The following is a 22216-nucleotide window of genomic DNA, read 5'->3' on the forward strand; positions in this document are numbered from 1 at the left end:
TGGCCGCAGGCTGCGCTGCAGTGTTCACTCGGCATTCCATCCCTGGATTGCCAGCAAGGCGTCATCAGCATAGTCAAGGATTCGCCGCTTTCACATCCTGTAACTACGATTTTTTAAGGGACCTGCATCAGACTCTTCAGGTAATCGCCAAAGCCACCTTCGGCGCGGCAGTCCAGGCGGGCGCTCGTGATCACTTGCGGGGTATGGCTCCAGGCGATGGAGGCGCCGCTGCGCTCCAGGTTTCGCACCAGTTGTACATCTTCATGGCAGGTCAGCGGTTCGAAACCACCCGCCTGCACATAGGCGCCCGCACTGATACCCAAGTTGGCGCCGTGGATATGCCGATGCCCCTCCCGCGCCTGGTATGCCTGGTGGTAGCGAATCTGCGCCGCGGGGTCGAAGTCTTCGCTCCAGGTGTCGACAGTCACCGTTCCGCACACAGCATCAACGCCCAATGCCAACTGCGCCACCAGCCAGTCGGGGGCGACTCGGCTGTCGGCGTCGGTGCATGAAATCCAGCGCACCGCCTGATTCAACAAGTGCCGCGCGCCGACCCCGCGCGCATGGCCGACGTTGCGCGCCTGCACGTGCAGGCTATGTACCGGATACGCTCGGGCAATCTTGGCACTGCCATCGGTGCAACTGTCGAGCACCACCAGGATCTGCACTTTTTCTCCCTGCAACCCCGGATGGCTGGCGGCAATCATTGCCGCATCGAGGCACTCGGCCAACAGGGCTTCTTCGTTATGTACCGGGATCAGAATGCCGATCATCGCAGGCCCTCATGGGTGGCGACCGAGCCATGATCGCGGCTCCATAGGTCGAGCAGAACATCACAGTCGTGGTAACGGGCCACATTTTCCATACCCAGCCGTTGCTGGAGCAGCGCATGCACCTGATCGGCGGTTTGCGGGCAACCGTCGATGGGGGCGCGCCAGTGGCAAGCGAGCAGTTGACCGTCGTCGGTCAGTGAGGCGAGGGCGCGATCAATCAGGCTGCCGAGGTCGTCGGCGTCGAGGTAGTAACACAGTTCACTGAGCACGATCAGGTCGAACCGGTCTGTAGGCCATTGTTCGGGCAGCCGGCTGTGCTGCACCTGGGCATGGGCAAATCCGAGCAAGCGCATCTTGGCCAGCGCGACCGCTGCGGACGCGGTGTCGCAGCACAGCAGGCGATCACAACGCGGTGCCAGCTCGGCGCTCAGTTCGCCATTGGCGCAGCCGGGCTCAAAAATTGAAGCGTAACGTGGGCGAGTCAACAGGGCCAAAGTCAGCGCGCGCTTGCGCCGCTCGTACCAGCGTTGACGAAAGGCCCACGGGTCTTCGTTGTCGGCAAACAACTGATCAAAATACGGTGTCGCGACGCTCATACAAACACCACTTCAAAAGGCTGTAACAAGCGTTCGACCACATACGGTGCCAGCACCGGCGGTAAGCCGATCTGCGGGTCGCCCTCCAACTGGCTGGCGAACGCGTGAATGGCATGGCGCTTACGCGCGACAACTGCGCAACTCAGCGGCAGTTTGCGCGCACGATGCCACGGCACCTGGCTGTCTTCCGGGGTTGCCCAGTGCCAGGTCCATATCGGCAATTCGTACAAGGTCACGCCCACCGCCTGTGCGGCTTTGGCGCTGGCGCGGCCGACGGCTTCATGGTCGCAGTGGCCGTCTTCGCGCCAGGTGGTGAACACCACGTCGCTGGGTTTGAGGTGGCGCTGAATAAATGCGGCCAACGGCTCTTCGCGGGCGGCGACCTGGCCGTCGGTAAACCCTGCGCGCAGCCATTTCAAGCGGTGCAACGGCAAGCCGAGGCGGTGCAAGGCCTGCGCCGACTCCTGCGGGCGAACCACACTCAGCCGTTCAACCGGCCAGCGTCGGGAGCCGGGGTGGCTGGCGCTGCCATCGGTGACGGAGATCAGCTGGATCGCCCGACCCAGCGCGGCCAACCCTTGCAACAGGCCGCCGCAGCCCAGCACTTCGTCATCCGGGTGCGGTGCGATGATCACCGCGCGATGGCCTTCAGGCACCAGTTGTTCGACGCTGACCAGCGCCAGTTCGGCCATGTGGGACGAGGCCTGCCACTGATGCAGTGGCGTGCCCTGGCCCACGATCGGATTGGCTTTCATAACTGCCACCTCCCTGCGGGCTCGCCGGCGACCTGTTCGCCGAGGGCGGCCAGGTCGCGCTCGGCATGGCTTTGACGCATATACACCGGCAGATCCGCCATCAGTTGGGCAAAGTGCGGGTCTTTGCAAAAAGGCCCCGCGCCGGCTGCGCGACCGACATGGCGCATGACCTGTTCAACTGTGTCTTCGAGGGACGCGCGTACCTGTTGGGCCAACTGCCTGGCATCGGCAAGTGGGGTGCGGTCGATCTGCCGCGCACTGGCGCGCAGCACACAGGCGGCACTGTTCAAGGCGCTGTCGACCGCGCCGAGGTGCGCCAGGGCATGTGGCTCGGGACGCCTGTTGCACTGCTCGCGCAGCACTTCAGCCAGGCGTTGTGCAGCGCCATACCAGCACGCCGCAATACCGACGCCGCCATGCCAGAAACCGGGGCGGGCGAGGTAGTCGCCGGGCCCACCGACGGCAATCGCGGTGGCCCCCGCGAACAGAATGTCGACGCTGCCGGTGGCCGCCATGCCCACGGCATGCCAGCCCTCATCGGTCACGGTGATGCCGGGCTGGCCCATGTCCACCGCGACCAATTGTTGGCGATCCTCCTCGTCCCAGGCGGTCAGCAACCCATGGCTGACCACCGCCGCACCGGAGCACCAGGCTTTACGCCCCTCCAGCAGCAGGCGGTGGCCATTGCGCCGCGCCCGCACCCTGGCCGTCGGCGGTTCGGCTGCCCACATGCCCCAGATGCTGCCCTCCGGCGGCAACGGGCTACGCAGCTGCGCAATGACTGCCAAGGCATCGGTGTGGCCTTCGAACAACTTGCACAGTCGCAGGTCGTGTCCGGCCACCTGGGCCAGGCGACTGAACCGCTCAAGGGTCTGGCCACTGCCGGGTAAGGGCAATTGGTCCAGGCCTGCTGCCTGCAACGCCTTCAGGGTCTCGCCCAGAGCCTGCGTGTCCGCATAACCCCGGTAGCCTTGTAGGAGGGCATGCAACGCCATGTCACACCTCGTCTTCGTGCTGCAGTTCAAACAGCAGCAGCGAGCGCCCGGTGACGGCGTATTCATGGTGGAAATCAAAGCGCTCCTGACCACGTACCGCCGTGTCATTGGTGTCGAGCATGCAGGTCCAGAACTGGCCTTCCGGAACGGGGGGCAGGCTGAAATTGACCTGGTCGTGATGGGCGTTGACCACCAGCAGCAGGGTCGCATCGCCACCCGGACGGCGAATTCCAGTCTCCTGGGCACGGCCATCCATCAGCATGCCCAGGCAGCGGCCGTGGCTGTCTTCCCATTGTTCGGTGCTCATCTCGTTGCCATCCGGCGCGAGCCAGGTGACGTCCTTCACACCGATCTCTTCGTTGTAGTCGCCCACCAGGAAGCGGCCGCGACGCAGGATCGGGTAAGCCATGCGCAGTTTGATCAAGCGTTTCACAAACTTGAGCAGCGCCTTGCCGTCATCGTCCAGTTCCCAGTTGACCCAGCCGATCTCGCTGTCCTGGCAATAGGCGTTGTTGTTGCCGTGCTGGGTACGCGCGAACTCATCCCCGGCCACCAGCATCGGCGTGCCCTGGGCGAGCAGCAGGGTGGCGAAGAAATTGCGCATCTGGCGCAGGCGCAGGGCGTTGATTTGTGGGTCGTCGGTGGGGCCTTCGACGCCATGGTTCCACGACAGGTTGTTGTTGCTACCGTCCTGGTTGTTTTCGTCGTTGGCTTCGTTGTGCTTGTCGTTGTACGACACCAGGTCATGCAGGGTGAAACCGTCGTGGGCGGTGATGAAATTCACCGAGCTGTAAGGCCTGCGGCCACGGTGGTTGAACATTTCGCCCGACGCGGTCATGCGTCCGGCGAAGTCCGCCAGTTGGCCGTCATCGCCTTTCCAGAAGGCGCGCACGGTGTCGCGGAAGCGGTCGTTCCATTCCACCCAGCCCGGCGGGAAATTGCCCACCTGATAGCCGCCGGGACCGCAGTCCCAGGGTTCGGCGATGAGTTTCAACTGGCGCAGTACCGGGTCTTGACGGCAGGCGACGAGGAAACTGTGACGCTCGTCGAAACCGTCACGATAACGGCCGAGGATGGTCGCCAGGTCGAAGCGGAACCCGTCGACATGCATCTCGGTGGCCCAGTAACGCAGGGAGTCCGTGACCATCTGCAGCACGCATGGGTGGCTCAGGTCCAGGGTGTTGCCGGTGCCGGAGTCGTTGATATAGAAACGCTTGTCGTCCGGCATCAGGCGGTAGTAGGAGGCGTTGTCGATGCCGCGCATCGACAGGGTCGGGCCGCGCTCGTTGCCTTCGGCGGTGTGGTTGTAGACCACGTCGAGGATCACTTCCAGCTTGGCTTCGTGCAGGTGCGCGACCATCTCCTTGAACTCGGCGATCTTGCCGCTGGCCAGGTAGCGCGGGTCCGGCGCGAAGAAAGCGATGCTGTTGTAGCCCCAGTAGTTGGTCATGTCTTTTTCCAGCAAATGCTGGTCGTTGACAAAGGCATGCACCGGCAACAGTTCGACGGAAGAAATACCCAACTGACGGATGTGCTTGAGCACATCGTCTTCCATCAGCCCGGCGCAGGTGCCGCGCACGGCTTCGCCGACGCTGGGGTGACGCATGCTGATGCCGCGCAGGTGGGTTTCATAAATGATCGTGCGGTCCCACGGCACGCGCACCGGTTGGTCGTTGCCCCAGGTGTGCGCCGGGTCGATGACCTTGCACTTGGGCACGAAGGGCGCGCTGTCGCGTTCGTCGAAACTGAGGTCGTCGTCGGGGTGGCCGATGGTGTAGCCAAACAGCGCTTCGGACCATTTAAGTTCGCCCACCAGCTGTTTGGCGTAGGGGTCGATCAGCAATTTGTGGTGGTTGAAACGGTGGCCGTTGGCCGGGTCATACGCGCCGTACACACGGTAGCCGTAAATCAGCCCAGGGTGGGCGTCGGGCAGGTAGCCGTGGAAGATCTCATCGGTGTATTCGGGAAGTTCGATACGTTCCAGCTCGACAACGCCGGCGTCGTCGAACAGGCACAGCTCGACTTTGGTGGCGTTCGCCGAGAACAGCGCAAAGTTGACACCCAGGCCGTCCCAGGTCGCACCCAGGGGGAAGGGCAAACCTTCGCGAATCCGCGACGGCTCGGGGGCCGGCGTCGCTGGGTTTTTATCGGCTTTGCTCATTGTGTTGCTCCTGCACAGGTCTTTTTTTGGGCCAAAAGCGGCCCCGCTGACTAGGGTTCAGCTGACGAACCAGAAAGTGCTCGACCTCCGACCGGGGTTGCCGGCGGGAGGATCATGAGGTCACAGGGCTTACGGCTTGGGTTTTTTCGCGGCAGCCGGCTTTTTAGCCGCCGGCGCTGCGGGTTTGCCTGGGGCCGGGGCCGGCGGCTTGGCTTTCGCTGCTGGCTTGGGTGGGGTTTTCGGCTTGGCGGCGGGTTTGGGCTTGCTTGGCGTCAGCGCTTCGGCCTCTGCCAGCTTGCGGGCCATCTCCCAATGGCGCGCCTCCTGACCTTGCGGCTTGCCCTCCGATTCCCAGATCTGATACGCGAATTCTCGAACACGTTTGTCTTCAGTACTCATCACAATGCTCCTCGCAGAAAATTTCAGCTTTATTGATCATCAGGATTGATAAAGACATTGACCGGGAAATCCCCCAGCGCAGTACTGATTAACAGCTCCTTGTCTGGTGTGACTGCGCCTGTATGAAAAAGTCCCTTCCAGTTTTCGGTTGGCGCGGCGAACGGTAATTTCACCCGCGTATCGCCCCAAACCCGCGCATTGACCTGCGGATGCACACCATTTTCCAGCAGGCGATGGGGCCAGCGTGGCACCACCACCAGCACGCGTTTGCCCTGGTGTTCGCGACAGAACGCGACCACGTGTTCGGCATGTTGGCCGACCACGTCCAAGGGCGTGTAGCTGCCCCGATGGAACACCTCAGGATGGGCCTTGCGCAAGGCCAGCACCTGGGCAATCAAGGCCTGCTTGATGCGCCCGTCATGCCAGTTGAACAACAGCTCGCCCATGTCTGGCAGGGTCTCCAGCGCGCGTTGCCGTGCGTTGAAATCCACCGGGCGACGGTTGTCCGGGTCCACCAGGCTGAAGTCCCAGAACTCATCGCCCTGGTACAGGTCTGGCACACCCGGCACGGTGACTCGAAGCAAGGATTGCGCCAGCCCATTGAGTGCGCCAGCGGGGGCAATGGCCTGGGCGGCGGCGCCGATGGACGTGCGCAGTGCGCGGCCTGCGTCGCTGAGCAGCAGGCGCGTGAGAAAGGTTTCCACGCCTTGCTCGTAGGCCTCGTTGGGCGCACTCCAACTGCTCTGCAATTTGGCTTCGCGCAGGGCTTTTTGTTGCCATTGCCAGAGGCGCTGTTGATAGGCCTCGAGTGCCGGCTGGTCATCCAGGTGCAGGTCCAGCGGCCAACTGCCGAGCAGGGCCTGATAGAGGATCAATTCATCGCCCGCCGACGGGCTGGTGGCATCGCTGCGTAACGGCGCGGCTAGCGTGCGCCACTGCTCCACGTGTTCGGCGTACCAGGCTGCGCACTCACTCAGCACGGCCAAGCGGGCGCGGCTGTCTTCGCCGCGTTTGTGGTCGTGGGTGGCGGTGGCCAGCAGGTTGTCGGGGAACGCCTGCAAGCGCTGCTGATTGGCCGCGTGAAAATCGGCCAGCGGTGCGCTGAACTGTTCGGTACTGAAGCCCACGTCGTTGCGCGACAGCAACACCGCCGAGCGATAGAACGCGGTGTCTTCCACGGCTTTGGCGGCGGCGGGCGAGGTCAACTGCTGGAAGCGCACGCAGGCATGCTTGAGCAGTTTGCGCTCGCGGCCGATCGGACGATTGCGCCACGGCTGGCCACCCAGCCATTTGTCCAGGTTGTCCAGCACCGGCCAGTCGCCCTCGCTCAAGGTGCTGCGCGCGCCGGCCAGGGCTTGCTGGAAAAACACGTCGTCGTGCTCGCTGCGGCCAAGGGCGCTGATGTAGGTGCGGTACACCGGGAAATGCACGATCAATTCCTGCAGGGCGCGGCGGATCGCGCCGAGCGTCAGGTCACGGCTCATCACATCGTCGCGGGCCACTTGCAGCAGGGCCTGGGCCACGCTTTCGAAGTCGCCGGCGAGGGAACCGTTGAGGATCTGCTGGCGCGCCAGCCAGGCTTCTTCGATAAAGGCCGACGGCCGTTCGCTGTGGCGTGTCCACAGCTCGGCCAGCGCTTTGAAGCCTTGCGGGTCGTGTTGCAGCAGCGACAGCTGGTTCATGAATTCGTAGCCGGTGGTGCCGTCCACCTTCCAGTCGTGGCGCAGGGTTTCGCCTTCGCCGAGGATTTTTTCGACGAAGATCGGTAGGTGACGTTCGGGCGACAGTGCATCGACCCGACGGCGCAGCTTGCGGCAATACCCGCGAGGGTCGGCCAGCCCGTCGATATGGTCGATGCGCAGGCCATCCACCAGACCTTCGTTGATCAGATCGAAGATCTTGCCGTGGGTGGCTTCGAACACGGCGCTGCGCTCTACGCGCAGGCCGCCCAGTTCGTTGACATCGAAGAAGCGTCGCCAGTTGATATCGTCCGCCGCCGTGCGCCAGCTAGCCAGGCGGTAAGCCTGTTGCTCCAGCAGCGCGTGCAGGCGCTGGAAACCTTCGGGTTGGCGTGCGTCGAAGGCGCCCAGGCGCTGTTCGATGGCCTTTTCCACGGCGCTATGGGTGGCGCGTTCGGCCAGGGCGTGTTTGAGCCAGGCGGCCTCGGCATAGGCGTCGTCCTGGTAGGCGAGGGCGCTGAAGCGGTCGGCGAGCGGTTTGAGCAGGTCATCGGCGCCCAGAATCATCGCGTAATCCCGTGGGCAGATCGGGAAGCGGTGCTCGTAGTGCTCGACGAAAAAGCTGCCGTGTACCGCGTCGAAGTGCAGGGTCAGCGTGCCGGTTTGCAGGGCTTCGCCATAGTCGCTGCCGAGGAACGGCATGAGCAGTTGGCCTTTGAGCAGCGGGTCGGGCGAGTGCCATTGAATGTCAAAAAACTCACTGTAGGGGCTCAACCTGCCCCATTCCAGCAGGTCGAGCCACCAGGGGTTATCGGCGCCGCCGACGGCCATGTGGTTGGACACGATGTCGAGGATCAGCCCCATATCGTGCTCGCGCAGGGCGGCCACCAGGCGGCGCAACGCCGCTTCGCCGCCCAGTTCCGGGTTGACGGTGGTCGGGTCGACGACGTCATAGCCATGCATCGAACCTGCGCGGGCGCTGAGCAGCGGTGAGGCATACACATGGCTGATACCCAGCCGGGCGAAATACGGCACCAGGGGCACCGCGTCATCGAGGGTGAAGCCTTTATGGAATTGCAGGCGCTGGGTGGCGCGCAGGGGCAGGGCCTTCATCGGTCACGCTCATGGGCTTGATTGCGCGCCACGGCCAGCAGCTCCAGGCGGCGGGCGGCACCGGCATTGTCGAGTAGGCTGGCCGCCTCACCGGGCAGGCGCCGACGCCAATTGGGGTGGGTGTCAGTGGTGCCGGGCAGGTTGGCTTGTTCTTCGAGGCCCAAGGCATCTTCCAGCGGCAGCAGCACCAGCGGCGCACGGGTGTGGCCCAGGTAGCGCACGCTGGCGTCGATCATGTGGTCGGTTTCATTGCGCACTTCATCGACGAAGTTTTGCGGGTCCTGGCTCAAGGCCTGGCGCAGTGCCTGGCGTTCGTGCCGGCGGTGCTCGCTCCATTGCTCGACGGTGGGCGCATCGATCAAGCCGAGCTGGACGTTCCAGTCGATATCGCGGCTGTGCCACCAGCCATTGAGGGTGGGCAAATCGTGGGTGCTGGTGGTGGCCAGGGCGTTGTCCGGCCAGTCGAGGATCGGCTTGAATTGGCCGTCGTGGCCCTGTTCGAACAGCAGCACGCGCATGCCGAGAATCGAGCGGCCGATGAGTTTGTCGCGCAGGCCATCGGGCACGGTGCCGAGGTCTTCGCCGAGGACGATGGCCTGGTGGCGGTGGGATTCCAACGCCAGCAGACGCAACAGGTCGTCCACCGGGTAATACAGGTAGGCGCCTTCCTGCGGGGAGGCGTCCATGGGGATCACCCACAGGCGCTGCAAGCCCATCACGTGGTCAATACGCAAGCCGCCAGCGTGGGCGAAATTGGCCCGCAGCATCTCGATAAAGGCGCGGAAGCCGTGGCGCTTGAGACCTTCGGGGGCGAAGGCGGAGATGCCCCAGCCTTGGCCGGCGCGGTTGAGGATGTCCGGCGGCGCGCCGACGGTCAGGCCGGCGAGCAATTCATCCTGACGGCTCCAGGCTTGACTGCCGCCGCCGTCGGCACCGACGGCCAGGTCGGCGATCAGGCCGATACCCATGCCGCTGCCACGGGCGGCTTGTTGCGCGCGTTCCAGGCAGCGCGCGATCAGCCATTGGCCGAAGGCGTAAAAGCCGATCTCGTCGCGGTTTTCTTCGGCGAAGTGTACGAGCGCCGGGCTTTGTGGGCTGCGCCATTCTTGCGGCCAATGGCGCCAGTCGAGGTCTTCCCCGGCGGCGGCACGCACGGCCTGTATGGCTTCGAAACGGCAGTGGTTTTCCAGGGCTTCAGCGCCGGCCTGGCGGAAACTGAGGAAGTCGGCGTGTTGCGGGTGATGACCGTGACGGAAGTCGTCATACAGGGCACGCAACAGGCGTTGTTTGGCCTTGGCTGCGGCGGGCCAGTCGATCAGCGTGTGTTGTTCGAGGGTGTGCAGTTCCTCGGCCAAACCGCAGGCCTCGATGGCATTGCGCACTTCGCGCTCACCCAGGATGCAGCCGGGCGATGCGTACAGGCTATTGAGAAACAGCCGGCTCGACGGCGAATACGGGCTGTAGCGCTCGGGGTCGGCGCTGAACATCGCGTGCATCGGGCTGATCGCCAGGGCATCGGCGCCGCGTTCGGCGGCCGAGCGGGCCAGGTGTTCCAGGGCCAAGGTGTCGCCGAACCCGCCGTCGCCGAGGCGGCGCAGGGAATACAACTGGGCGCTCAGGCCCCAGGCACGCGGGGTATGACGGTCGACGGCGTCAGCGACGCTGTAGCAGTGGCGGGGCGCCACGGCCAGGGTGAAGGTCTGGTCGGCGATATGTACTTGGTGGTAACCGAGGGCGATCACGCCGGGCAGCACCGCGTCGCGGTCGAGGTGCAATTCCATGACTTCGCCGCCTTCCAGGCTGACCCGGCAGGCGGTGTCGGGCTCGAAGTAGCGCGCCAGGTCCAGGCCTTCGCCGCTGTCGACGGTGAGCAAGGGCGGCAGGTGTTTGTCCTGTTGTACCTGCTCCAGCTCGCGCAGGCTGGCGTTGATCTCGGCATCGTTGTCGGCCGGGTGGCCCAGGCCTTTGAGGACGGCGCGCAGGGCGTCGGGGCTGACACGTTGCGGGCGGCCGTTTGCGTCGATCCAATCGACGGCCAGGCCCGCTCGGCCAGCGAGGATTTCCAGGTTCGCTTCGCTCAAGAGTGCTCTCCAACAGGGGATAGGGTAACGCGTGCGCTGAAGGGCGCCAGGTGCGTGTGGTCATGGGCCGGCGTCTGGAACAGTACGTGCTGCCCAGCCGCGTGAGCCAGTGCCGTAGCACTCAGGTTCAGGTCGATCTGCAACAGGCTGCCATTGCCCAGGCGCCAACGCGCGGTGACGGCGCCGTCTGCCAGTACCTGGGCACCGAGCGCAATGCTGCCGGGTAAATGCGGCACGATATGCGTGTGCCGCAGGTTCAGTAGGTGACGGTAGAACTGGGCGTGCGCGCTCTCGGCGAAAGACGGCGCTGACTGCTCAAAGGTCGACAGGGCGTTGGGATCGGGAATCCGCGCGCGACGCTCCGGGTCGTGGAACGCGGCAAAGTCGGCGAATTCATTGCGCCGACCTTCACGTACCGCTTCAGCCAGTTCGCCATGGTGATCGGTAAAAAACAGAAACGGCTCGCTGGCGTTGACTTCATCGCCCATGAACAGCAACGGGATCATCGGCGACAACAGCAGCAAGGTGGTCGCTGCCTTGAGCGCCTGGGGCGAACAGAGCTGGTGCAGGCGTTCGCCGAGGGCGCGGTTGCCGATCTGGTCGTGGTTCTGCAAAAACGCGACGAAGGCGGTGGGTGGCAAACCGCTGCTCGGTTCGCCGCGCGCATGCCCGTGGCGTGTGGTGTGGCCCTGGTAAATAAAGCCTTCGCCGAGGCAACGTGCGAGTTTGGCGGTAGGCGTTTGGGCAAAGTCGCTGTAGTAGGCATCGGTTTCGCCGGTCAGCAACACGTGCAACACGTTATGGAAGTCGTCGTTCCATTGCGCATCGAAATCGTGCTTCAACAGGCTGGCCTGGTTGAGTTCGTTTTCCAGCACCAGCCATACGTGACGGCCGGTGTCGACCTGTTGGCGCACCCGTTGTGCCAGCTCATGCAGGAAGCCGGGATTGTCGATGGCGTGTACCGCGTCCAGGCGCAGGCCGTCGAAGCGGTAGTCGAGCAGCCACATCAGCGCGTTATCCAGAAAGAAATTCCGCACTTCACGCCGATCGAAGTCGATACCGGCGCCCCATGGCGTGTGTACATCTTCCTGGAAGAAGTTTTTGGCGTACTGGCCCAGGTAGTTGCCATCGGGGCCGAAGTGGTTGTAGACCACGTCGAGGATGACCGCGAGCCCGTGTTCATGAGCGCTGTCGATCAGCTGCTTGAGCTGTTCGGGACTGCCGTAGGAGGACTGCGGTGCGTAGGGCAGAACGCCGTCATAGCCCCAATTGCGCTCGCCGGGAAATTGCGCCAGGGGCATCAGCTCTATCGCGGTAACGCCCAGCTCGGCCAGGCGCGGCAGGTGTTTTTCGACTTGCGCGTAGCCCCCCAGCGCACCGACATGCAGTTCGTAGATCACGGCTTCATGCCAGGGCCGGCCTTGCCAGTGGTTGTGTCGCCATGCATAGGCGAGCGGGTCGACCACCAGGCTCCAACCGTGCACATCCGAATCCTGGGCCCTGGACGCGGGGTCGGGAACATCCATTTCGCCATCGATGTTGTAGCGATAGCGCGTGCCCGCGGGGCACTTTATCTCCGTTTCGAACCAGCCATCTGCCTGGGGCAGCATGGCTATTGACTTGCCATCTTCCAATTCAACGCTGACATAAAACGCGTCTGGCGCCCACAAGGCGAAACGCGTGTGTTGCGCGTCCAGCATGATTGCGCCGTGGGGCCAGGTTTCCAGAGTCCGTAACGGCATCTATGAAGACCTCCCTTGATTATTTAATCGATTTCCCCAAGGCCTTGGCCACCAGTTGTTCATACAGTTCTGCGTAGGGTTCGACCGCCTGGCACCAGTTGAACGGTTGAGTCATGGCGCGGCAGCGCATGGCGTTGAGCAGGCCTGGGTAGGCGAACACTTTGAACGCACGGTTCAGGGCTTCGCGGTAGCTGTCCACGCTGGATTCGTTGAACAAGAACCCGGTGACGCCGTCTTCGATGGTGTCCGCCAGGCCGCCGGTGTTGCGTGCGACCGGCAGCGAGCCGAAACGCTGGGCGTACATCTGGCTCAAGCCGCACGGTTCATAGCGCGACGGCATCAGCAGAAAGTCACTGCCGGCAAACATGCGACGGGCGTCGGTTTCGTTGAAGCCGATGCGCACACCGACCTCGCCCGGGAAGCGCAGCGCCAGTTCGCGCATGGCGTGTTCTTCTTCCGGCTCGCCGCGGCCGATGATCGCGATCTGGCCGCCGTTCTCGACGATAAAACTGGCGACCGCTTCGGTCAGGTCCAGGCCTTTCTGATAGACCAGCCGCGAGACCACGGCGAACAGCGGGCCGCTGGAGTCATGCAGGCCAAACAGGGTGCGCACGTGGGCGGCGTTGAGCGCCTTGCCTTCCCAGTCGCCGATATTGAAGTTGTGGGTCAGGTGCGTATCAGTGGAGGCTTCCCAGCTTTCGTCGATGCCGTTGGGAATGCCGCTGAGCAGGCCTTGCTGGGTCTTGCTGGCGAGAAAGCCGTCCAACCCGCAGCCGAATTCCGGGGTGGTGATTTCCTGGGCGTAAGTGGCGCTCACGGTGGTGATGTGACTGGAGTAGGCCATCCCCGCCTTGAGGAACGACATCTTGCCGTAGAACTCCATGCCTTCCTGTTGCAGGGCATGGGGTGGAATACCCAGCTCCGGCGTGGAGGCGAGGCTGACCACGCCCTGGTACGCCAGGTTATGGATGGTGAACAGGGTGGGCGTGCGTGACCCACGCCAGTGCATATAGGCAGGCGCCAGGCCGGCCGGCCAGTCGTGGGCATGCACCAGGTCCGGGCACCAGTGGATTTGGGCGAGGTTGGCGGCCATGTCGGCAGCGGCCAGGCCCAGGCGTGCGAAGCGAATGTGGTTATCCGGCCAGTCGCGACCGTTGTTGGCGCCATACGGGGTGCCTTCGCGCTCGTACAGTTCGGGGCAGATCAGTACGTAGACAACCAGGCCGTCCTTGAGGTCCATGCGCCCGATCTTGCAGGGCGGCAGCGCGGCGTGGCCACCCAGCTCACCGATGATATGGATCGGGTTGTCGCTTTCCATCACCTGCGGGTAACCGGGGATCAGCACACGCACATCGTGCAAGTGCGCCATAGCGCGGGGCAGGGCAGCGGAGACGTCGCCGAGGCCGCCGGTTTTAACCAGGTCGGCAAATTCGGAGGTGACGAACAAGACTTTCTTTCGATTGGGGTTATGACTCACGATCGGCCGCACAGTGTTGGGCAGATCGACCAACGATGTTGGCCCCCCTGCCGATTTACTAAAACGCTCTCCCTGAGTATCTACTGCGGCACTGATCATAGTTCTCTCCCACATGTTGGTTGGCTGGTGGCCCGCTGCCACTAGCTCCGAAGACCGCTTCCTGCGGCCAGACGCACAAGCGCTATACAAACTGGCAAGGCTTGTGCCAGTTGCACGGTTAGCTGAAATAGAGTGGATGGACGGGCATTCGGTCTGAACCGCTTATGCACGCCTAACCCTAAACCTGACCTACGGCAGAGTTCTAAAGTTTCGATTTTTTGCGGGGCTTTTGTTTTGGAACGGACCCATCGGTGATGAGTCTAGGACAAATCCTAAAGACTGTAGGGTTTATGTGGAAATTTTGTAGGACAAAAAACTTGTAACAATATGCGACATTGAAAAGCTGCGCAGGCGTTTGCGCATTAGCGCACTACTACGGTGGCTCGGGAGCGTGCTCACGCTGGGCGCGAAGCGGCGCCGATACAGGGCCGCGATGTTGCCAACGGGCGCAAGCGCCCTCGCCACCGTAGTGCGTGTGCGCCGAGTTGGTGCGTTAGCCGAGCACGCGAATGGGCGTGCCCTCGGCCCAGGCTTGGATATCTTCGATCATCTGCTGGTAAAACTGCCGGTAATTCTGCTCGCTCACATACCCGACGTGAGGGGTGGCCAGCACATTCGGCAAACGGCGCAACGGATGGTCCACCGGCAGCGGCTCCTCGGCATACACATCCAGCGCTGCCCCCGCCAGGCGGCCGTTGCTCAATGCCTGCAGCAGCGCGGGTTCGTCCACAATCGGCCCGCGTGCCGTATTGACCAGGCGTGCCGTCGGTTTCATCCAGCCCAGCGCCTCGGCATCCACCAGCCCGCGGCTACGCTCGCTGAGCACCAGATGGATGGTGAGGATATCGGCCTGTTCGAACAACTCGCGCTTACTGACCCACGTGACCCCGGATTGCGCCGCGCGCTGCGGTGTGAGGTTTTCACTCCAGGCAATCACCCGCATCCCGAACACCTGGGCAAATTGCGCGACCTTCTGGCCGATGCTGCCCAGCCCGAGAATCCCCAGGGTCTGGCCATGCAGGTCGCCGCCCAGGCCCACCTGCCAGTGGCCGGCGCGCAGGGAATTGGCTTCGGCCAGCAGGTTGCGCGTGGACGCCATGATCAACGCCCAGGCCAGCTCCGGCGCCGCGTGTTTATAACTGTCGGTGCCGCACACCTGGATACCCAGGGCGTGGGCGGCGGGGAGGTCGATGGCGGCGTTGCGCATGCCGCCGGTCACCAGCAGCTTGAGGTTCGGCAGGCCTTGCAGCAGGGGTTTATCGAAGGTCGAGCGTTCGCGCATCACGCAGATCACGTCGAAGCCTTTGAGGCGCTCGATCATCGTGGCGGTGTCTGCCGGATACTCATGCAGAAAATGCACCTGGCCGACCGCCGCCAGGGTCGACCAATCCACCACACCACGGGCGACGTTCTGCCAATCGTCAATGACTGCGATCTGTAGCGACATTCTCGCGTGCCTCTCATAAAGTTGGATTAAAGGCCGTTGAGCCCTTGCAGCAAGGCCTTGTGGAACTGTGCCGGTTCTTCCATCTGCGGTGCGTGGCCCAGGCCCGGAAACTCCACCAGCGTGGCGTGGGGAATCAATTTGGCCACCTGTTTGCCCAGCACCTCGTAGTGCCCTATCTTCGCCTTGACCGCCGGGGGCGCGAGGTCCTTGCCGATGGCGGTGGTGTCGCTGGTGCCGATCAGCAGCAGGGTCGGCATCTGCAAGTCCTTGAACTCGTAGTACACCGGCTGGGTGAAGATCATGTCGTAAATCAACGCCGAGTTCCATGCCACCTGGGTGTGGCCGGGGCCTTTGTTCATGCCGGCGAGCATCTGTACCCAGCGCTCGTATTCGGGCTTCCAGTGGCCGGCGTAGTAGGTGTCGCGCTCGTAGCTGCGGATGCCGTCGGCGCTCACCTGCAGTTCGCGCGCGTACCATTGGTCGACGCTGCGATAAGGCACGCCGAGGGCCTTCCAGTCTTCCAGGCCAATTGGGTTGACCAGTGCCAGTTGCTCGGTTTGCTCTGGGTACAGCAGCGCGTAACGGGTGGCGAGCATGCCACCGGTGGAGTGGCCGAGCAGGGTGGCCTTCTGAATGCCGAGTTGTTCCAGCAATTGGTGGGTGTTGATCGCCAGTTGCTGGAAGCTGTACTGGTAGCTGTCGGGCTTGCTGGAGGTACAGAAACCGATCTGGTCGGGTGCGATCACGCGGTAACCGGCGTCGCTCAACGCCTTGATCGAACCTTCCCAGGTGGCGCCGCAGAAGTTCTTGCCGTGCAGCAGCACCACACTGCGACCGTTGGCTTTGCCGGTGGCCGGGATGTCCATGTAGCCCATTTGCAGGGATTTGCCCTGGGACTGGAAGTTGAAATGCTCAACCGGGTAGGGGTATTGGAAACCCTGCAGCTCAGGCCCGTAGCGGGGGCCTTCGCTGGCGGCGAACGCGGGCACTGCGCCAACGGCGAGCAGGCCGGCAACGCAAAAGGTGCGGATTAGAGGCATGGCGGGGCTCCGAGTAGGGTGCCCGGATGCTGTTTGCAGGCGATTAAGTGGGGATTAACACCCAATGCAGGGTCAGCGCGGCCAGCACGCCATAACGCACGCCCTTGGCCAGGGTCACCAACAGCAAAAAGCGCCACAGTGGCTCACGCATCACCCCGGCGATCAAGGTCAGCGGGTCGCCAATGATCGGTACCCAACTGAGCAATAACGTCCAATGCCCCCAGCGTTCATAGTGGCGGCGCGCCTTGTCGAGTTGCCTGGCGTTGACCGGAAACCAGCGTCGCGCCTTGAAGTGCTCGATCGAGCGCCCCAGCAGCCAATTGACCAGCGAGCCGAGTACATTGCCCAGCGTGGCGATGCCCAGCAGCCACCACAGGCTGTAATGCCCGCTGAGCAGCAGGCCCACCAGCACGGCTTCCGACTGCAAGGGCAGGAGTGTGGCGGCGCCGAATGCCGCGAAAAACAGCCCCAGGTATCCCGTCAGCATCGATCAGTGTGCCGGGTAGTCGGCCACCACCACATCTTTGCCGTCGCGGGTCAGGCCAATGACTTGGTAGGCGTCACCGTGGCCGTCCATTTCCATGCCGGGCGAACCCATGGGCATGCCCGGCGCGGCGATGCCGAGCAAATCATCGCGCTTGCGCAGCGCCAACACTTGTTCGGCGGGTACGTGGCCTTCGACGAACTTGCCGTCGATCACGGCGGTATGGCACGACCCCAGGCGCGGCGCGACGCCGAGGCGTTGTTTGACCGCGCTCATATCGGCTTCAACGTGGTCATTGACCTTGAAACCGTGGCTTTCCAGATGGCTGATCCATTGCTTGCAGCACCCGCAGTTGGCGTCGCGGTGTACGTCGATAGGGATCAGGTCGGCCGCCTGGGCCAGGCCGGTGGTCAACAGGGCTGAAAGCAGGGCCAGTCGCAATGGGATTTTCATGGGGCGTCTCGCACGTCAGAGAAGGTCGTCGGATGGGCGCTATCATGCCAGTTTATGTGCGCCGCCAAACCCCCTTCGGGGGCTGGGTTGATCCGCGTTCGGTTGTTTCAGCGAAACTCGAACCGTTCGCTATGCAGGTTGGCCAGCGGAATCCGCTGGGCGTTCATCAGTTCGCGGACCTTGACCAGCAAACCCTTGGGGCCACAGAAGCTGACATGCACCTTGTCGGGGTCGGTCTCGGTCACGGCCTGGCGCAGGGTGTCGGCCAAGCGCTCGAGGCCGCCGGCATTACTGACGAATTGCGCACCCCGTAAGCGGGCCATGGTTTGCACCTGCTCGGCGGGCGGGAAGGCGCGCGAGGGCGTGAAGCAATAGACCAGCGTGGCTTTGCCGAAGTCTTTGGCCGCGGGGTCTTGCAGCCAGGAAATAAACGGTGAAATACCCACGCCAGCGCCGATCCAGATTTCCCGCTCGGCCTGGACGACGCGCTTGAAGCGCCCGTAAGGCGCATACAGATCGGCGCGCATGCCAACCTTGGCGCAGTCTGCCAGGGCGTTGGTGTAATCGCCCAGCCCTCTGATCATGAACGAAATCTGCCCGTTCGCACTGTTTGCGCTGGCGATCGTGAACGGATGCGGCTCGCGCAGTCCTTTGACCTGCATCGCCAGGAACGCGAACTGCCCCGCCTTGAAGTCGAACCCTGTGTGAATCGGCGCCAGTGTCAAATGCAGGGCGCCGTTGGCGCGGTTGACGGCCGTCACCCGGTATTCGCCGGCACGAGCCACCGAGGGGTAGAGCACCAGTTTATAGAAGACCGCGATTACACCCAGGCCACAGCACAACATCAACCAGACGCCCGATGGACTGGCCAGGGTGATCGGCGATTTGAAGCTCAGCCAGTGCAGGATCACGAGCAGGAACAGCGGGCCAGACAGTTTGTGCCACCAGCGCCAGACGCTGTAAGGGATGTTGCGGTTCAACGCCAACAACACGATCAGGCCCAGCGCCACGTAGCTCAACTGACGTACCATGCGCGTCCAGTATTTGGGCAGCTCCATGATGGGCACGCTGTTCCACACATCCAGGTTGGCCTTGAACACAAAGTGATACGTGGCAAACACCAGCGCCCAGATGCCCAGCCACTTGTGTACCTCATAGACGCGATCCAGGCCGCCAAACACGCTCTCCACCACCGACCAACGACTGGCCAGTATGCAGGACGTCGCCATGTACACCAGGGCGGCAGTGCCGAGCAGCAAGCTGAGGGTCGCTGAGGTCAGCCAGGTATCGACCGGGATATCAACGAGTAACGTCAACGTCGTGATCAGAAAGAGGACGACGAGGCAGTGGCGGGTTTTCAACGGGTACTCCTAGGGTTTCTTCGGGGGTGAGTGAGTGCTCATCTCTCGTTTTTCAGGGTATCCGGTTACGCGAAGGGCGGCCTTGACGTCGGTCATGTGCGGGGGCATGGGCCGACGTCTGGCCGACGTTTCTCGGTCAGTTCTTGAAGGTCGAGTGTTTACGGCCCTGGTCGCACAGGGCGAACACCACCACCAGCAGTGCCGCGATCGCGAGGATAATCACCACGCCACCCGTAGCGTGGGTCGGTGATGCGGCGACTAGGGACAAGGCGCCCAGCGGCGCCAGGCCGCCGGCGATAGCGGTGCCGATTTCGCGGCCGGTGCCGAAGCCCGAGGAGCGCGTCTGGGTGGGAAATTGACGGCTTAAGAACGAGCCCTGGGGTGCGAACATCATGGGGGCGAGCAGGCCGGTACCGACGCCGATAGCAATGTAGATCATCAAGCTTTCGCCGGTATCGAGCAGGGCCAGGAACGGGTAGGCAAACAACAGCGAGCAGACGCCGCCGAGTACCAGTACTTTTTTGCTGCTCCATTTGTCGCACAGCCAGCCGAAGCACGGCACCGCGACGATGGCGATCAGGCTGGCAATGGTCACCGACAGCGACGTGACATGCACATCGACGCCTTTGAACTGAGTCAGGTAGGCCAGGGAAAACGTCTTGAAGATATAGCTTAAGGCGTTGTAGCCAATGGCTACGAAGAACACCACGGCCAACCCCTTGAGGTCATTCTTGAACAGCGCTTTGAGCGGCGAAGGCTTGGCGGCCGCAGCTGCCTGGCTCAACTCCTTGAACTCCGGGGTTTCCGGAATGCTGTTGCGCACCCATAGGCCGACGCCGACCAACGCGATGCTGCAGATGAACGGGATGCGCCAGCCGCCTGCCAGCATGAAGTCGTTGCCGTTGATGGTCAGCAGGTACACGGTCAATGAAGACAGCAGCAAGCCCAGGTTCAGGCCCAGTGCCGGCCAGGCGCCCTGGCTGCCGCGCTTGCCTTCCGACGCGTGCTCGTAGGAGGTGACCGCCGCGCCGGACAACTCGGCCCCGGCGCCCAGCCCCTGGATGATCCGGATAAACACCAGGATGATCGGCGCCCAGATGCCGATGGAGGCATAGCTGGGGATCAGGCCGATCAGCGTGGTACACACGCCCATCATGCAGAAGGTCAATACCAGCACTTGTTTGCGGCCGAATTTGTCCCCCAGGTAGCCGAACAGAATGCCGCCGAACGGCCGGGCGATAAAGCCGATGGCAAAGGTGGAAAAGGCCATGAGCGAGGCGGTTTTCGGGTCGCTGTTATCAAAGAAAATCTTCGAGAATACGATGGCCGCCATGGTGGCGTACAGGTAAAAGTCGTACCACTCCAGCATCGACCCGAAGATCGTGGCGGCGGCGACTTTGCGCAGGCGTTTTTTGCTGTGTGCAGGCGTTTCCGGGGCAGCGGTATGGGGTGTCGCCGTCATTCTGTACTTCCTTCTGAGTCATTATATTTATTGTCAAAGTGACGCTTGTTGCGTTGGTCCGGGTGAGGCCGGGGAAGCGGTATCAGCTTGGTGTGAACATGCGGTCGGCGATCATTTCGCCGATGGGAATCGCCGAGGTCGCCGCGGGCGAGGGCGCGTTGCAGACGTGGAGCATGCGGGGCGTCTGGGCGAACAGAAAGTCGTGGACCAGGCTGCCGTCGCGCATCACGGCCTGGGCGCGGATGCCTGCTTCAAAGGGCAGTAAATCTTCGAGGTTCAACGACGGGCAGTACTTGCGGCATTGCGCCAGGTAGCCGGATTTGAACAGTGAGTTCTTCATCTCGACGCTGCCCGAACCCAGGTTCTGCCAGAGGGTTTTCCAGAAACCGGGGAAGCTGGCGTACTGCGCCACGTCGCGCCAGTTGATCGAGAACTTGCGGTAGTTCTCCCGGCCCAGGCCCAGTACTGCGTTGGGACCGACCGTGACGCTGCCATCGATCATCCGCGTCAGGTGAACGCCGAGGAACGGCAGTTCCGGGTCCGGGATCGGGTAGATCAGGTGGTTGACGAGGTTGTTCTTCGACGCCGGTAGGCGGAAGTACTCGCCGCGAAAGGGAATGATCTGGTGGTCGATCTTGACCCCGGCCATTGTCGCCAGCCGATCCGACTGCAAGCCGCCACAGACCACCAGGTGCCTGGCTTGCCAGGCTTCGCCACGGGTGTTGACGGTGACCTTGTCGGTGTCTTCCGAAATCGCGGTGACGGTGCGCTCCAGGCAGATTTCACCGCCTTGTCGGCGAATCACCTGGGCCATGGTTTCGCAGACTTGGCGGTAATCGACAATGCCGGTAGCGTCGAGAAACAAGCCGCCGAGACCGATGATGTTGGGCTCGCGCTGGCGCAGTTGGTCGGCGTCCAGGCGTTCGACCTTCAGGTGATTCAACTGCGAGCGCGCATAGAGTGCCTCCATCCGCTGCATTTCCAGAGGCGTGGAGGCCACCAGCAACTTGCCGCATACCTCGAATTTGATCCCGTGCTCGCGGCAAAACTGTTTGGTGGCCTCGGCGCCGCGTTTACACAAATCGGCCTTGAGGCTACCGGGTGCGTAGTAGATGCCGGCGTGAATCACCCCGCTGTTATGCCCGGTCTGGTGCTTGGCCAGCGTGGCTTCTTTTTCCAGGATCACCAGTGAAGCGTTGGGCTGGCGTTTGAGCAGCTCCATCGCAGTGGCCAGGCCGACGATGCCACCGCCGATGATGCAGAAGTCATAAATCATGGTTTGGAGTACCTAGGGGCTGCACATTTCGGTCTGCTTATCAGGTTGTCAGACTAATGTTTTTGTTAAAAAAATGGCGTGCCCGAGGCACGCTGCAGAAAGCTTGGATCATTCAGTTCGTGGCAGGCAGCTCAAGTTGCAGGCGTTTGGCCGCTGCGCGCAGGTGCGCTTCGGCATTGGCTGCGGCCGCTTGAGCATCACCATCGGCGATGGCCTGGTAAAGCGCCTGGTGTTCCTGGGTGGCGTCGGCCGAGCCACTGGCAAAACGCGACGCCGAGTTTTCCCAGGCGGTTTTGCGCGCACTGGCCAACTGGCTGCGCAGAAAGTCATGGAAGGCGACAAAGTAGTCATTCTTGCTGGCTTCGGCGATGGCGCGGTGAAACTCGACATCGGCGAGGGCGGCGGCCTCGAAGTCGGCGCGCTTGTCGTGCATTTCCTGCAGGGCGTTCTTCATGCGTTGCAGGTCGCCGGCGTCACGGCGTTGGGCGGCGATCGAGGCGGCCTGGGTTTCGATCCACAGGCGCACTTCGAACATTTGCGCGAGGTCCGGACGGCGACCGTTTTTTTCCGGGAAGCGAAACACTGTGCCCGTAGGGTTTTGCGAGATAAATGAGCCCAGGCCGCGCTTGGCCGTCAGCACGCCGTCGGCCTTGAGCTGGGCAATGGCTTCGCGCACCACCGAACGGCTGACGTTCAGTTGTTCAGCCAGTTGCTGTTCAGTGGGCAAACGCGACTCGGGCGCCAATTGGCCAGAATCGATTTCGGCGCGGATGGCGCTGACAACCCGTACAACGAGCGAGTCAGGGCGCTGGAGCTCAAGCAT

At 62.8% G+C, this 22216-nt stretch carries 18 protein-coding genes; all 18 read right to left on the reverse strand.

The window, feature by feature from the left end; genetic code table 11:
* Nucleotides 1–113: 113 nt before the first annotated feature.
* The 18 genes from P3S72_RS14775 to P3S72_RS14860 all read right to left on the reverse strand — a co-directional run bounded on the left by P3S72_RS14775 (nt 114) and on the right by P3S72_RS14860 (nt 22216).
* Nucleotides 114–773 carry a glycosyltransferase gene (locus tag P3S72_RS14775; RefSeq protein WP_276192818.1) on the reverse strand — a complete coding sequence of 220 codons (660 nt, stop codon included), beginning with the start codon at nt 771–773 and terminating at the stop codon, nt 114–116.
* Nucleotides 770–1369 (reverse strand): SAM-dependent methyltransferase, encoded by a 600-nt coding sequence (locus P3S72_RS14780; protein ID WP_276192819.1) that lies wholly within the window; start codon nt 1367–1369, stop codon nt 770–772. The genes P3S72_RS14775 and P3S72_RS14780 overlap by 4 nt, the downstream gene beginning before the upstream one ends.
* Complete coding sequence (locus P3S72_RS14785) at nt 1366–2124, reverse strand: PIG-L family deacetylase (protein WP_276192820.1); 759 nt, start codon at nt 2122–2124, stop codon at nt 1366–1368. Before P3S72_RS14785 ends, P3S72_RS14780 begins: the two co-directional genes overlap by 4 nt.
* Complete coding sequence (locus P3S72_RS14790) at nt 2121–3119, reverse strand: acyl-CoA dehydrogenase family protein (protein WP_276192821.1); 999 nt, start codon at nt 3117–3119, stop codon at nt 2121–2123. The genes P3S72_RS14785 and P3S72_RS14790 overlap by 4 nt, the downstream gene beginning before the upstream one ends.
* Before the next feature lies 1 nt (nt 3120).
* Nucleotides 3121–5280: a glycogen debranching protein GlgX gene (gene glgX / locus P3S72_RS14795; protein ID WP_276192822.1), complete on the reverse strand. Its 2160-nt coding sequence runs from the start codon at nt 5278–5280 to the stop codon at nt 3121–3123.
* Between the two features lie 129 nt (nt 5281–5409).
* Complete coding sequence (locus P3S72_RS14800; RefSeq protein ID WP_247407937.1) at nt 5410–5679, reverse strand: DUF2934 domain-containing protein; 270 nt, start codon at nt 5677–5679, stop codon at nt 5410–5412.
* A 29-nt stretch (nt 5680–5708) separates the two neighbouring features.
* Nucleotides 5709–8471 (reverse strand): malto-oligosyltrehalose synthase, encoded by a 2763-nt coding sequence (locus P3S72_RS14805; protein WP_276192823.1) that lies wholly within the window; start codon nt 8469–8471, stop codon nt 5709–5711.
* Nucleotides 8468–10552 carry a 4-alpha-glucanotransferase gene (malQ, locus tag P3S72_RS14810; protein WP_276192824.1) on the reverse strand — a complete coding sequence of 695 codons (2085 nt, stop codon included), beginning with the start codon at nt 10550–10552 and terminating at the stop codon, nt 8468–8470. The genes P3S72_RS14805 and malQ overlap by 4 nt, the downstream gene beginning before the upstream one ends.
* Nucleotides 10549–12294 carry a malto-oligosyltrehalose trehalohydrolase gene (gene treZ, locus P3S72_RS14815; RefSeq protein WP_276192825.1) on the reverse strand — a complete coding sequence of 582 codons (1746 nt, stop codon included), beginning with the start codon at nt 12292–12294 and terminating at the stop codon, nt 10549–10551. Before treZ ends, malQ begins: the two co-directional genes overlap by 4 nt.
* Before the next feature lie 19 nt (nt 12295–12313).
* A complete protein-coding gene (gene glgA, locus P3S72_RS14820; RefSeq protein ID WP_276192826.1) occupies nt 12314–13870 on the reverse strand; it encodes a glycogen synthase GlgA in 1557 nt (518 codons plus the stop codon).
* Nucleotides 13871–14363: 493 nt separating this feature from the next.
* Nucleotides 14364–15317: a D-2-hydroxyacid dehydrogenase family protein gene (locus P3S72_RS14825; protein ID WP_276192827.1), complete on the reverse strand. Its 954-nt coding sequence runs from the start codon at nt 15315–15317 to the stop codon at nt 14364–14366.
* A gap of 26 nt (nt 15318–15343) precedes the next feature.
* Nucleotides 15344–16357 carry an alpha/beta hydrolase gene (locus P3S72_RS14830; protein WP_276192828.1) on the reverse strand — a complete coding sequence of 338 codons (1014 nt, stop codon included), beginning with the start codon at nt 16355–16357 and terminating at the stop codon, nt 15344–15346.
* Between the two features lie 43 nt (nt 16358–16400).
* Entirely contained in the window at nt 16401–16844 is a 444-nt protein-coding gene (locus P3S72_RS14835; protein WP_017846389.1) for a YqaA family protein, read from the reverse strand.
* 3 nt (nt 16845–16847) lie between these two features.
* The gene (locus tag P3S72_RS14840) at nt 16848–17294 is read right to left on the reverse strand and encodes a DUF411 domain-containing protein (protein ID WP_276192829.1); all 447 of its coding nucleotides are present in this window, start codon (nt 17292–17294) and stop codon (nt 16848–16850) included.
* Nucleotides 17295–17401: 107 nt separating this feature from the next.
* Nucleotides 17402–18655 (reverse strand): ferredoxin reductase family protein, encoded by a 1254-nt coding sequence (locus P3S72_RS14845; protein WP_276192830.1) that lies wholly within the window; start codon nt 18653–18655, stop codon nt 17402–17404.
* Nucleotides 18656–18791: 136 nt separating this feature from the next.
* Nucleotides 18792–20117, reverse strand: coding sequence for an MFS transporter (locus P3S72_RS14850; protein ID WP_276192831.1), 1326 nt, complete (start codon nt 20115–20117; stop codon nt 18792–18794).
* A gap of 82 nt (nt 20118–20199) precedes the next feature.
* Complete coding sequence (gene lhgO, locus P3S72_RS14855) at nt 20200–21393, reverse strand: L-2-hydroxyglutarate oxidase (protein WP_276192832.1); 1194 nt, start codon at nt 21391–21393, stop codon at nt 20200–20202.
* Nucleotides 21394–21505: 112 nt separating this feature from the next.
* Nucleotides 21506–22216, reverse strand: coding sequence for a FadR/GntR family transcriptional regulator (locus P3S72_RS14860; protein WP_276192833.1), 711 nt, complete (start codon nt 22214–22216; stop codon nt 21506–21508).

This window comes from Pseudomonas sp. D3 (assembly GCF_029320995.1).
Taxonomy (GTDB): domain Bacteria; phylum Pseudomonadota; class Gammaproteobacteria; order Pseudomonadales; family Pseudomonadaceae; genus Aquipseudomonas; species Aquipseudomonas paraveronii.

Bases quoted from the DNA above. Each gene is read 5' to 3' on its own strand.
- P3S72_RS14775 (WP_276192818.1), bottom strand. From the start codon at position 773: ATGATCGGCATTCTGATCCCGGTACATAACGAAGAAGCCCTGTTGGCC.
- P3S72_RS14780 (WP_276192819.1), bottom strand. From the start codon at position 1,369: ATGAGCGTCGCGACACCGTATTTTGATCAGTTGTTTGCCGACAACGAA.
- P3S72_RS14785 (WP_276192820.1), bottom strand. From the start codon at position 2,124: ATGAAAGCCAATCCGATCGTGGGCCAGGGCACGCCACTGCATCAGTGG.
- P3S72_RS14790 (WP_276192821.1), bottom strand. From the start codon at position 3,119: ATGGCGTTGCATGCCCTCCTACAAGGCTACCGGGGTTATGCGGACACG.
- glgX (WP_276192822.1), bottom strand. From the start codon at position 5,280: ATGAGCAAAGCCGATAAAAACCCAGCGACGCCGGCCCCCGAGCCGTCG.
- P3S72_RS14800 (WP_247407937.1), bottom strand. From the start codon at position 5,679: ATGAGTACTGAAGACAAACGTGTTCGAGAATTCGCGTATCAGATCTGG.
- P3S72_RS14805 (WP_276192823.1), bottom strand. From the start codon at position 8,471: ATGAAGGCCCTGCCCCTGCGCGCCACCCAGCGCCTGCAATTCCATAAA.
- treZ (WP_276192825.1), bottom strand. From the start codon at position 12,294: ATGCCGTTACGGACTCTGGAAACCTGGCCCCACGGCGCAATCATGCTG.
- glgA (WP_276192826.1), bottom strand. From the start codon at position 13,870: ATGATCAGTGCCGCAGTAGATACTCAGGGAGAGCGTTTTAGTAAATCG.
- P3S72_RS14825 (WP_276192827.1), bottom strand. From the start codon at position 15,317: ATGTCGCTACAGATCGCAGTCATTGACGATTGGCAGAACGTCGCCCGT.
- P3S72_RS14830 (WP_276192828.1), bottom strand. From the start codon at position 16,357: ATGCCTCTAATCCGCACCTTTTGCGTTGCCGGCCTGCTCGCCGTTGGC.
- P3S72_RS14835 (WP_017846389.1), bottom strand. From the start codon at position 16,844: ATGCTGACGGGATACCTGGGGCTGTTTTTCGCGGCATTCGGCGCCGCC.
- P3S72_RS14840 (WP_276192829.1), bottom strand. From the start codon at position 17,294: ATGAAAATCCCATTGCGACTGGCCCTGCTTTCAGCCCTGTTGACCACC.
- P3S72_RS14850 (WP_276192831.1), bottom strand. From the start codon at position 20,117: ATGACGGCGACACCCCATACCGCTGCCCCGGAAACGCCTGCACACAGC.
- lhgO (WP_276192832.1), bottom strand. From the start codon at position 21,393: ATGATTTATGACTTCTGCATCATCGGCGGTGGCATCGTCGGCCTGGCC.
- P3S72_RS14860 (WP_276192833.1), bottom strand. From the start codon at position 22,216: ATGCTTGAGCTCCAGCGCCCTGACTCGCTCGTTGTACGGGTTGTCAGC.